The 12,290-nt window shown below is 34.2% G+C and carries 10 protein-coding genes; 2 read left to right on the forward strand and 8 right to left on the reverse strand.

The window, feature by feature from the left end; genetic code table 11:
• Positions 1-10: 10 nt before the first annotated feature.
• A complete protein-coding gene (locus tag LS72_RS06930) occupies positions 11-2,377 on the forward strand; it encodes a ribonucleoside-diphosphate reductase subunit alpha (RefSeq protein WP_034554855.1) in 2,367 nt (788 codons plus the stop codon).
• Positions 2,378-3,769, forward strand: a complete 1,392-nt coding sequence (locus tag LS72_RS06935; protein WP_138155219.1) for a PhoH family protein — start codon at positions 2,378-2,380, stop codon at positions 3,767-3,769.
• On the opposite strand, the gene xseA is transcribed toward LS72_RS06935, so the two are convergent.
• The 8 genes from xseA to LS72_RS06975 all read right to left on the reverse strand — a co-directional run bounded on the left by xseA (position 3,766) and on the right by LS72_RS06975 (position 11,691).
• Entirely contained in the window at positions 3,766-5,028 is a 1,263-nt protein-coding gene (gene xseA, locus LS72_RS06940) for an exodeoxyribonuclease VII large subunit (RefSeq protein ID WP_034554725.1), read from the reverse strand. The genes LS72_RS06935 and xseA overlap by 4 nt on opposite strands.
• Positions 5,028-6,818, reverse strand: coding sequence for a pyruvate/oxaloacetate carboxyltransferase (locus LS72_RS06945; protein WP_034554724.1), 1,791 nt, complete (start codon positions 6,816-6,818; stop codon positions 5,028-5,030). The genes xseA and LS72_RS06945 overlap by 1 nt, the downstream gene beginning before the upstream one ends.
• A 397-nt stretch (positions 6,819-7,215) precedes the next feature.
• The gene (locus tag LS72_RS06950) at positions 7,216-7,569 is read right to left on the reverse strand and encodes a hypothetical protein (RefSeq protein WP_034554722.1); all 354 of its coding nucleotides are present in this window, start codon (positions 7,567-7,569) and stop codon (positions 7,216-7,218) included.
• Positions 7,542-8,732: a hypothetical protein gene (locus tag LS72_RS06955; protein ID WP_034554721.1), complete on the reverse strand. Its 1,191-nt coding sequence runs from the start codon at positions 8,730-8,732 to the stop codon at positions 7,542-7,544. Before LS72_RS06955 ends, LS72_RS06950 begins: the two co-directional genes overlap by 28 nt.
• Positions 8,716-9,483 (reverse strand): class I SAM-dependent methyltransferase, encoded by a 768-nt coding sequence (locus LS72_RS06960; RefSeq protein ID WP_034554720.1) that lies wholly within the window; start codon positions 9,481-9,483, stop codon positions 8,716-8,718. Before LS72_RS06960 ends, LS72_RS06955 begins: the two co-directional genes overlap by 17 nt.
• A gap of 42 nt (positions 9,484-9,525) precedes the next feature.
• Positions 9,526-10,122 carry a hypothetical protein gene (locus LS72_RS06965; RefSeq protein WP_138155220.1) on the reverse strand — a complete coding sequence of 199 codons (597 nt, stop codon included), beginning with the start codon at positions 10,120-10,122 and terminating at the stop codon, positions 9,526-9,528.
• Positions 10,107-10,874 (reverse strand): hypothetical protein, encoded by a 768-nt coding sequence (locus LS72_RS06970; protein WP_138155221.1) that lies wholly within the window; start codon positions 10,872-10,874, stop codon positions 10,107-10,109. The genes LS72_RS06965 and LS72_RS06970 overlap by 16 nt, the downstream gene beginning before the upstream one ends.
• Before the next feature lie 34 nt (positions 10,875-10,908).
• Positions 10,909-11,691 (reverse strand): class I SAM-dependent methyltransferase, encoded by a 783-nt coding sequence (locus tag LS72_RS06975; RefSeq protein WP_034555350.1) that lies wholly within the window; start codon positions 11,689-11,691, stop codon positions 10,909-10,911.
• Positions 11,692-12,290: the final 599 nt, after the last annotated feature.

The following is a 12,290-nucleotide window of genomic DNA, read 5'->3' on the forward strand; positions in this document are numbered from 1 at the left end:
GGAAGGAAAAATGCTAACAGTTATTAAAAGAAATGGACGCGTTGAACCACTTGATGTTACCAAAATACAAAAATACACCAAAGATTCTGTAATGGGATTAGAGGGGGTTTCACAAAGTGAATTAGAAGTTGATGCTAAATTACAATTTCGCGATAAAATAACAACCCAAGAAATTCAGCAAACACTTATTAAAACCGCCGTTGATAAAATCGATATTGATTGCCCTAATTGGACTTTTGTAGCGGCTAGATTATTCCTTTATGATTTATACCACCGCGTCAATCGGTTTAATGGCTATAAAAGCCTCAAAGAATACTTAGAATTAGGGGAAAAAGAAAACCGCATTATTAAAGGAATGAAAGAAAAATTTAATTTAGAGCGATTAGATTTAAAGATTGATAAAACAAGGGATTTACAATTTACTTATTTGGGGATTAAAACCCTCTATGATAGATACTTACTAAAAGACAAGCAAGGTAATCCTATAGAATTACCCCAACATATGTTTATGGGAATTGCGATGTTCTTAGCACAAAATGAAGAAGACCCTAATTATTGGGCAGAGCAGTTTTATGATTTACTCTCTAAATTTGAAGTTATGGCAGCAACCCCCACGCTCTCTAATGCTAGAACACCGCGTCATCAACTAAGCTCTTGTTATATTGGTAGCACACCTGATAATATTGAAGGTATTTTTGATTCTTATAAAGAAATGGCACTCTTAAGCAAATATGGAGGAGGTATTGGCTGGGATTTCTCTAAAATTAGGGGATTAGGAAGCTTTATTGATGGGCATAAAAATGCAGCAGGTGGGGTTATACCCTTTTTAAAAATCACGAATGATATTGCTATTGCTGTTGATCAACTTGGCACAAGAAAAGGGGCTATTTCTGTGTATTTAGAGCCTTGGCATAGTGATATTTTTGACTTTGTAGATATTAAGAAAAATAGCGGAGAGGAAAGAAGGAGAACACACGACTTATTCCCTGCATTATGGATTCCAGATTTGTTTATGAAAAGAATTGCCGAAGATGGCTTATGGAGTCTCTTTGATGCACTCATTTGTTCAGATTTAACCAACCTATATGGGGAAGAATTTGAAATGCGTTACCAACAATATGAAGCTGATGAGAGTATCCCAAGAGAAACCATTAAAGCTAAAGAATTATGGAAAAGAATCTTGACTAGCTATTTTGAAGTAGGCTCTCCTTTTTTGTGCTTCAAAGACAATGCTAATAGGGCAAATCCTAATGGGCATTGTGGAATCATTAGAAGCTCTAACCTCTGCACAGAAATATTCCAAAACACCGAGCCTAATAAATGCTTTATTCGCGTAGAATTTGAAGATGGAAGCATTGAAGATTATCCAGAATTTCAAGAAGTCTTAATGGATAATGGAACCAAAAAACTCTCTAATAAAATCACTTCTCTTGATAGCATTAAAGGTAAAAAAGTTTTCATCGCTCAAAGGGAATCTATAGATGGAAAAACCGCTGTTTGTAATTTAGCCTCTATCAATCTTTCTAAAATACATACCAAAGAGGATATAGAGAGGGTTGTTCCAGTAGCCATTAGGATGCTTGATAATGTGATTGATTTAAACTTCTACCCTAATCGCAAAGTTAAAGCTACCAACCTTGATAATCGTGCTATTGGACTTGGTATAATGGGTGAGGCACAAATGTTAGCAGAATCTAAAATAGAATGGGGAAGCAAGAAGCATTTAGAAAAAATTGATGAAATTATGGAAATGGTTAGCTACAATGCCATTAAAGCAAGTTGTGAGTTAGCACAAATCAAAGGTATTTATAATGAATTCCATGGTTCTTCTTGGTCGCAAGGAATATTCCCTATAGATAGAGCAAATACTGAAACTAAGTCTTTAGTAGATAGAGGAGGTCTCTTTGGGTTTATCTATGATTGGGATTTTTTACGCAATGAAGTAAAGACCAAAGGAATCCGCAATGGTTACTTAATGGCAATTGCCCCCACAAGCTCTATTTCTATCTTAGTTGGCACAACGCAAACAATTGAACCTATCTACAAACGTAAATGGTTTGAAGAAAATTTAAGCGGACTTATCCCTGTTGTCGCACCTAATTTAAACTTAGAAAATTGGAATTACTACATAAGTGCTTATAATATTGATCAAACTGCTATTATCAAAGCAGCAGCAGTGCGTCAAAAATGGATTGATCAAGGGCAAAGCACCAATATCTTTATGTCCTTAGAAAAGGCTAGTGGAAAATATCTCAATGAAATCTACACACTTGCGTGGAAATTAGGATTAAAATCTACTTACTATCTCCGTTCCCAAAGTATAGAAGCAGAAAATTCCACAATGGATAGAAGTATCGAATGTGAAGGTTGCCAATAAGTGAGTAAAACTTATTTAATTGATACTTCTATTATTTTAGACGATGTAGAAAATCTCTTTTTTCTCCATCAAAATGGTGAAAATATTATCTTTATCTGCGATGTTACCTTAAGCGAGCTTGATAAAAAGAAAGATTTAAGCACACAAACAGGGTTTTTCGCAAGAGAGTTTTTCCGTAACATCTTAAGTGATGAGTCCCATATCTCATCTTTTAAGCCTCTTTTAGAGGATAGTATCCATAGCATTAACTTTGCCTATAATGATACAAAGATTCCCCTACAAATTATTCATCGCCCAAGATATGAAATTCAACATTTAGACTATGGCTTAAATGATGCAAGAATCTTAGAGATTGCTAAAGATTATGGTTTTATATTACTCACCAATGATATTTCACTTAAAGTTTATGCCATCTCTAATAATCTCATCTCCCAGTCTTTAATCCGTGATAAAATCGACGATCCACATTCTATTAACTTCTTCCACCCACTTAGAGCACATAAGAAAAATATTGCCTACTCTATTCAGAACAATCAAGATTTTCTATCCTTAAAAAATTGGAGTTTATTAGAAGTTGATGAGGAGGACAACACAGAAAGCTCTCTTTATCTAACAGGGAAAAAATATTATGGGATTAAGCTAGAGGGAAGTTTTGAAAACTTAAATTTTGATGAAATCTTAAAAGAGGACAAACTTTATATCCAACCCATTAATTTAGAGCAGAAATTCCTTTACACAATCCTAACCCACCCAAAAAATAAAATTACTATCTGTAGTGGAGCAACGGGTAGTGGAAAAACACTTATTGCACTACAAGCTGGAATTAGCTTATTTAAAAGAGGGGTAGTCAATGGCATTATTTATATGAGGAATACCATTACCGCTAATGATAAAGAAGCGGAATTAGGCTTTAGAAAAGGTGATGAGAACCAAAAGCTTAGTTATTTTATGTATCCCCTCTTTAGCACCATTAATTTTATGATTACTAAAATGCAAAAGGAATCTTTAGCAAAAAGGATAGAATACAAAGGCGATGCTAATAGCTTTGAGAGCAGAGAAGCCACAGAATACTTTCTCCAAAAGCATAATATTGAAGTTATGGATATAGCACACGCCAGAGGTGTGAGTATCGCAAAGAAATTTGTTATTTTTGATGAAGCACAAAATGCTTCTAATGCAACTATTAAACTTATCGGGACAAGGATTGCTGAAGATTCTAGAATAGTATTTTTAGGCGATCCGGCACAAATTGATCATCCCTATCTTAGCAAATACCGCAATGGATTAGTAAGCTTATTAAAAAAGGCAAAACAAGACGATTTTCTAGCAGGAATTGTTTTAAAGCATACTATTAGGAGCGAGATTGCGGGTTGGTTTGAAGAGAATTTCTAAGAATCTTTATCCTCTAAAGGATGAATTTCTATCACCTGTGCTAAAACTTGTGCATAACTATCCTCCAAAGTGATATTAGAATGAAATTTTAAATCTAGGAGATTTTTAATGGGTTTTTGCTGGATATGGGCAAAAACATAGCCTTTTCTTTGATAATTCTTTGGATTTTTAGATTCTAAGCTTGAACGCAAAGTTTCTAAATAATTTTGGTTTTTATAAAATGCCTCTTCTAATTTTTGTGTTAAATGCACCCCAAAAGGCTTTAAGCTATATTCGTATTTTTTCAATCTTGATTCTAACTTTTGTTGTAGAGACAAAGATAAATAATGGAATTGGTAATAAAGATTTTCTAATTGATTAAAAAAGGGATTCTTTTCTAAAAGCATTGTTAAAGTATCAAAAGTTCTTGTTTTATGCTCTAAAATACGTTTTAGTTTATCCTCTAAGCTTTTTTGTAAAAAATCTAATCCCATTAAACATTCATTCTTATCAGGCAAGAGTAATTCTATCGCTGCTGATGGCGTAGGAGCGCGTAAATCCGCTACAAAGTCGCTCAATACAACATCCGGTTCGTGCCCTATAGCAGAAATAACAGGCGTTTTCATGTGAAAAATAGCTTCAACCACCAAAGGTTCATTAAAAGCCCACAAATCCTCTAAACTCCCTCCACCCCTTGCTAAAATCACGCAATCTACACCTAAAGAATCCGCATATTTTAAATTCCTAGCAATCTCTTCTTTAGCACCTTCACCTTGCACTAAAGTATCAAGCAAAAAAAACTCTGTTAATTCCCATCTCTTTTGTGCGACCCTCAACATATCGTGTAAAACTGCCCCGCTCTTAGAGGTAAGCAAGGCTACTTTTTTAGGGAATTTTGGGAATGGTTGTTGTTTTTTAAAATACCCTCTCTTTTCATATTCTTCTTTTAGTTGCTCATAGGCTAAAGTTAGCTCACCAATACCACTTGGCATAGCACTAATACAATTTAGCTGGTATTCCCCTCTTGGAGTATAAAGCGAAATAGCACCAAAGAGAACAACACTGCTCCCCTCTGTAATTTTAAATTTCAGTTTAGAAACATTTCCTCTAAACATTACACATTTGAGATTAGAATCTTTATCTTTTAAAGTAAAATACAAATGTCCGCTAGAATGATAAGTGCAATTACTTACCTCTCCACAAACACTCACTTGCAAAAAAGTCGCTTCTAATAAACTCTTAATTTGTAAATTTAATGCACTAACACTTAAAATTTGCATTATTCAACAAACATAATAGCAAGATTGGCACTAATTTGTTGCCCTTCTTTGGCATAAATTTCTTTAATCTCTCCACCAATAGTTGCTAAAACTTGATTTTCCATTTTCATAGCTTCCACAATAGCTAAAACATCACCCTCTTTAATCTTATCCCCTACTTTTACATAAAGCTTAGTTAGGTTTCCGGGCATTGGAGAGATAATATGACCCCGCAAACTGGCTTGAGGCAGTGAATCGCTATTGCTTTTATCATTTGTAGAATCCTCATTTTGAGATTCCACTAAAACTTCTTTTAAATCCCCATTAATACGGATAAAAAATGGGCGAACCTTTTCATCTTTTGCACCGCTTCCTTCAACTTTCACCCTATAAGATTCGCCGTGTAAATTAATCGTAAATTCCTTAGACATTGGAGAGTGAGACCCATCCTCAAAAGTTTTAAGGGATTCTGGAGATAAACGATTTTCATTACGTTCCTCTAAAAAAGTCTTTGCGACCCCACCAAAAATAGCATAAGAAATAACATCTGTTGGGCTTTTGGCAAATTCCTTAGATTCTTCTTTAGCCTTTTGCATTTCTGGGGCTATTTTATCCGCTGGACGCATATCAATAATCTCTTCCCCCTCTGCTTTTATCTTATCAAGCAATTCTTTAGCAATAGGAGCAGGAGTCTTCCCATAGCAACCTTTAATCATATTTTTAGATTCTATAGTAAGTGTTTTATACCTTGTTTGGCTAAGAATATTTAAAACCGCTTGAGTCCCAACAATCTGGCTAGATGGAGTAACAAGGGGAGGATACCCAAAATCTTTCCTTACTTTAGGAATTTCTGCTAAAACCTCATCCATTTTATCTAAGGCATTTTGTTCTCTTAATTGATTAGCCATATTAGAAATCATACCACCGGGTATTTGATTAACTAATACACGCGTATCAATTTGGTTGTATTCAGATTCAAACTTTTTATATTTTCTACCATTGCGTTTAAGTATCTCTGCTGCCCTCTCCATAAGGCTTAAATCTAATTTGCTATCCCATTGTGTATTTTTAAGTGTTGCTACCATAGATTGCGTGCAAGGATGGCTAGTCCCCTCAGCTAAAGCGGAATTAGCTAAATCAATAATATCCACTCCTGCTTCAATAGCCATTAAATGCGAACCAAAGGCAAACCCTGCAGTAGAATGCGTATGTAAGGCTAAAGGAATACCTATGGTTTCTTTTAATGCTTTAACAAGCTCATAAGCAGCATTAGGCGTTATTAAACCCGCCATATCTTTAATAGCTATAGAATCACAACCCCGCTTTTCTAACTCTTGGGCTAACTCTACAAAATTTTTGGTAGTATGCACCGGTGAAGTTGTATAGCAAACCGCTCCTTGTGCGTGTTTTCCTTGCTTTTTAACTTCCTCTATAGAAACTTCAAGATTCCTAATATCATTTAACGCATCAAAGATTCTAAAAATATCTACACCATTTTGTGCAGAGAGCTGGATAAATTCTTTAACGACATCATCAGCATAATGGCGGTAACCAATGAGATTTTGACCCCTTAGCAACATTTGGATAGGAGTCTTTTTAAAAATATCCTTAAAAATCGCTAAACGTTCAAAAGGATCTTCTTTAAGGTATCTTAAACAGGTATCATAGGTTGCCCCACCCCATACTTCAACACTATGAAATCCCACCTCCTCAAAAATCCTTGCTGCTTCTACCATATCCTCTGTTCGCATTCTTGTTGCTAGTAAAGATTGATGCCCATCCCTTAAACTATTTTCGGTAATCTTTATCATTCTTGAACTCCACAAATCTTATAGAATGAAATATTATAACATTAATTCTTTTTGTAAAAAGATTTTTACCCTTTATTCTTAGGATATTTTTACTTTGCTTTTCTTTTAGTATCACAAAACACTACGTAAAACAACATAAAACCTATATTATTCTATATCCTTAATGTATAAGACACATTGTTTTATCAAGCGGGTATCCTATTTGTAAGTTTTTAAAGTTTAAGCACTAGATTTCTTATCCTCTACATTCAATGGGTATTAAAAAACAGATAGATAAAGATTGTTGATAGTATATCTTACTAAAGAGATTCAAAAGATATTCACTCCATTAAACTTTTAAACTTTGCCCTGCTTTTGCATAGTCAAGATACATCTAACCTAATAATTGCTTCAAATATCACTTTTTCATTTTCTTAGCAATAAAATCCGCAATAAAAGCACTAGAGCACCCTAGATTAAAAACTTCTTTTTCGCGATACTCTTTGATACTTAAGGCTCTTTGGTCTTTATCCTCATTTTTTATTTTCTCAATACTCTCAAGACATTCTTTAACATCTCTAGCATAAAAATGTAATGTTGGGTTATAAAAACTAATCCCTTTATAAGCATTTTGGTTGTCAGAGCCAATCAAAATAGCGGGTTTTAAAGTTGTTAAGGGAAAGGTATAAACCAAGCTTGAATAGTCCCCTATAAGACAAAGGCATTCTCCCATTTTCTCTGCACTTAAACGATTAGAGGTATCATAGAACACCCCCCCCCTCTAGGGAAATTAAGAATCTCTTGATAATCCTCTTTTTTAGAACCCGGATGTGGGCGTAAAATAACTTTTTGATTATTTGTTAAAAAAACTTTTAAGAGTTCTTTAACCAAAACAAGATTCTTCGTATCATTAATAGCGATTAAAATAGTCTCTGCATTAACCATAGGAGGAATCTTAGAATATTCTAAAATATAACTATCAAGACTAGGATAACCCGCACATACAAGCTCTTCCTCATAACCGCATTCTAAAAACTTCTCTTCTAAAATTTTATAATTAGAAACAGAAGTTATCATCCTAAACCCATTAATCCCCATTTTTCTCTTAAACCAAAAATCATCAAGAGGGCGATTGCGTTGATAAAGTGCGGCGATAGGGTCAATATAAGCGTGAGAGACATAAACATACTTTCCTCCCCAGCTAGGAGCAGTAAGTGGCATAAGACAGGTTACATAAAATTGAAAAATATTTAAAAATATCCCCATATAGCTAGATTGTAGAGGAAAGCAAATAGATTGACTTCTTTTAGAAGGAGGCAAACACACATAAGATTCTTCATCATAATACACATAAATAACCCTTAAGTTTTGCCTCTGCAAAAAATCTCCAATCTCCCCTAAATGTTTGCCTCCACTAAAGGTTGTAACTTGTATCCCAACAACAGGAGATTGCAGATTAAAATAACTCGTAAAATAATCATTAGCCCTAAAGCATAGCTCTTTAAAAGCTACCACAAAGGCATTTTTTTCATCTAAAGAAATCCAAAAATGCAAGCAAAAATATCCCGTATAACTCAAAAAAAGAAAATGGTCGTTTATAACATTTTCTTTCACCCATTCAAAGTTAAAGTTCTCAAGGGCTTCTTTAAAGACTTTCTCTAAAGATTCTATGCCATTTTTAACTAAAGGCAAACTTTTAGCATTCTCGAATAATTTCTTATAAAAATCTTTATCTTGATGAATAATCCACAACTCCCCCTCTTGAATACTATTTTTTAAGAAACTAAGAGAGGTAGATTCTAAGGAATCATCCACAATAAAAATTTGCCTTTGTTCCATATAATGTTGCTTTTGCAGCTCTTTTATCATCAAATGAGCCGCTTGTGTATCCTCTCCATTAGGATAAAGGTAGAGATTTTTAGACTTTTTTTGCACTCCAGCACCTTGTCGTATATTTAATATCCAATTCCTTAGGTAGCTTCTCACTCATCTTTTGAGTGATTTTTCCAAACAATTCTTGCCCCTCTTTAGTTTCTAAATCCCAATAAGGATTTTTTACACTCCGCCAAGCATTGATATAATTCTCTAAACTCTGATGAAAATAAAAATCTTCCTCTATATAAATAATATTATCAAAAAGTTCTTTATGCTCTGCTATAAAGCTTCTTTGCTCCTCTCTCCTCACACCTCTTGTATAATTTGGCACAAACTCTAAAATAACATTTTCCGCTATCTCTTGAATCTTATCAGACAAATCCCGATGATTCCACATACAAGAAAAATAACTTTGTGGCTTTAACAACCGATAAGCTTCCTTTAAAGCCTCTAATCTATCCATTACATTAAAGCTACTCCCAAAGGTAACCCAATCAAAATCACCGCTAGAGAGTGTAGAATCAATCCCTGTAGCCCTAACCCATTCAATCTTACTGCCTTTTGTCCTTTCAATCCCAATTTCACGCATCGCATCATTAGGCTCTACGGCAACCACTTCACAACCTCTCTCTAAAAGCATAATGCTTAAATTCCCTGTTCCAGCACCAATATCAGCAACTCTTAAAGGGGTATTCCCCCCCCCCGCCAACTTCACGAGCATAGTAATAGTATTTGGTGCATAATTAGGTCTAAATTCATAAAATTTTGCGTGTTTGGTATAATCCCACACTTGTTCAACGATTTTTTCCATAGTTTCTCCTTAAAATAAATTTTTAGATGTAAATTTTAGATTTTAAACTTTTGATGATATTCCCACCTCCTTTTTAAAATCAATTTTAAAAAAATTATGCAAAATATACTCCGCTAAATATTCACTAGCCTTACCAAAGTGATAAAGGTTACCCTCTCTATATCTAACGATATTTTCTGTCCATTGTCGCTGTTCTTTTTGAAAAGCTTTTACTACTTTGATAAATGCTTTTGTGCTTAAGGTATCCAAGCATTTTCCAAGCCTTTCATCTAAAACTTGCTCTTTAGTAAATAAAACAAGGCTAGGGGCAAGGCTTAAGAAAGGAAAGGAATATTTAGAAGTTGTTTTTCCACAGACAAATAAAAAAGAATCCAAATAACTCTGTGCTTGAATTTGCCAAGAATCATCGATAAAAAAGTTTTTAGCAGATTCTAAAGGTTTAAGCATTTGCTTCACATAAGCACTATTCCAGACATTTTCGCAAAAGCTTCTTGAACGCAAAATCACCTTAACATTAGGAAGTAAATCTTGTATAGCCTGCATATAAGGTATCATTAACTCTAGCTCTGCTATATCATAAGGCGCAAATAAAACTGCCTTTTTCACCCTTGCTTCTTGCCTACTTATTTCACGCACCATTCTATCAAACCCCAAATAGCCACAAGGGATAAATTCCCCCCCCCCCCGCTAGGCATAAACCTAGGAGAAGCAATACAGAGATAATCAAGCTTTTCTTTTTGCTCTTTTAAAGATAAAGAGGAAAAATCTGCTAAAGAATGTCCTACAATGATTGTAGAAATTTTTGTATTTTTAGGAGTCCAAGATACTTTACAAAGCACATCCACACAATCTACTAAATCCAAATAAAAGCAAGGGAGAAAGATAGCTAAAGAATCTAAAGATTCTTGAAAGATTTTTTCTTGAATCCTTTGGTAGGCTTCAGAGGTTCCGCAAAAATAGACAATTTTAATACCACCTTTAGAAAACTCTGTGATTTTATCATCTAAAAATCCCAAATGCTTATCCTCTGCCATACCCCCAAGTTCAATCCCTAAAACTTGTTTCCAACCTTTAAGGGTAATTCGGCTTTTAAGCTTCTTAACACTCTCTCTAGCATAAAAAAGCATAGAATCTTCACAATAAGGGATAGATAATTCCCTAAGCTTATCTTGAAGTTTAAAGATAGTTTGATGATTTAAACCCGAGCGTTTATCCCAAGCAAGTTCCACACTTGCACCTTGAGACAATATCACCTTAGCATAATCCCTAATGCCGCAAGTGCCTATATTATCATCAATAAAAATCGGTTTTTTCCCTGTAACATACTCTACCATACCACCAAGCACTTTTCCTGTAACTCCTGCGGGGTAGATATAAGTTGAGGGTTTCATAATATTCCTTTATCAAACCCTACTTTTGAGGGTTTTAAACTTTTCTTGCACTCCAAGCCCTAATTTTATAAGGGATTTGAATAACCGATAAAGAAGAGATTTTAGAGCTAATCATCGTTAAAATCTCTTGCCACCTAGCTTTGCCTGCTTGAGCCTGTATATCATTCACAGAATGCCAAGCACCTAAATAACGTTCCTTATCCATAGTTTCATAATAATCGCATTCCATAAAAAAGCAATCTTTAAAATCTCCTGTAGAGATAAGAATTTCTTCCCATTTTTTGACATTTTGACTCCCACTACTAACGCGTTCGAGCTCTGGGACAATACGTTTAATCTCATTTTCAATTTCAAAAAAAATAGAATCTTCTTGTATATTTCTAGGATTCCAAATAGCAGTAAAATATTTGCCCCCCCCCCCGCTAGTATTTTTGAGTATTCTTGCAAATTCCGGCAAGGATTTTTTGGGATCTGTCCAATGAAAGGAGCTTGCCATAATTACCCAATCAGCATAATGAGAATCCACACCGGTTTGCTCTCCACTTCCCTTTTGCCATTTTACATTCATACCCTCTGTAGCCTTAATTCCCTCTTGTCGCATATTATCATTAGGTTCTATGGCTAAAACATTACAACCAAGCCCTGCTAAGACTTGAGTAAGCTTCCCCGTCCCTGCCCCAACTTCTACAATATTTAAATCTTTTATAGGCTTTTTCTCATCATTAACACAAGCGATAAGCTTCTCTAAAAGCATTTCACTATAAGCTGGACGATTATGATAATGTTTTGCAACCTCTGTAAAATCACCTTGCTTCATTGCATTTCCCTTTTATAAAATCTTGGAATTATACCACTCACCCCTTAAACTTACCCATAATATCGTTAGCATTAAAGATTAAACACTAAAAGATTAAAACAAAGAACTCAGTAAATAACCCATAAGTAATAAATAATAAGAAAACTTCAAACAAACAATAAGAAATAAAGAATAACTAAAGATACGATTCTTTTTAAAAGAATTCTATTAATAGCTTTTATAAATATTATAAAACTTTAAAAGAATAAATAAAACCAATAACCCTACTAAAGCTTTCTTATATACAATGAAAGAAAGCTTGATTGAAACTAAATAAACCTAAACAATCCTTAAGGAATAGGTAAGTAAAGGAGTGTGTGGATATAGTGTAGTATCTAGGTTTTTAATCTTTATCTTTGCTATGCTGTGTGGGTGTATTGTGTTATTGGTATAGTAGCGTTATCTGTGGTTTCTTTATCTTTACTATGTATGAGAGTAACTAAGAGTAAGTAAGACTAAATAAAAGTAAGTAAAAGCAACTAACCCTAACCAACCAATAACCCCACTAAAGCTTTCTTATATACAATGAAAGAAAGCTTGATTGAAACTAAATAAAACCC

It is taken from the genome of Helicobacter apodemus, assembly GCF_000765745.2.
Classification (GTDB): domain Bacteria; phylum Campylobacterota; class Campylobacteria; order Campylobacterales; family Helicobacteraceae; genus Helicobacter_D; species Helicobacter_D apodemus.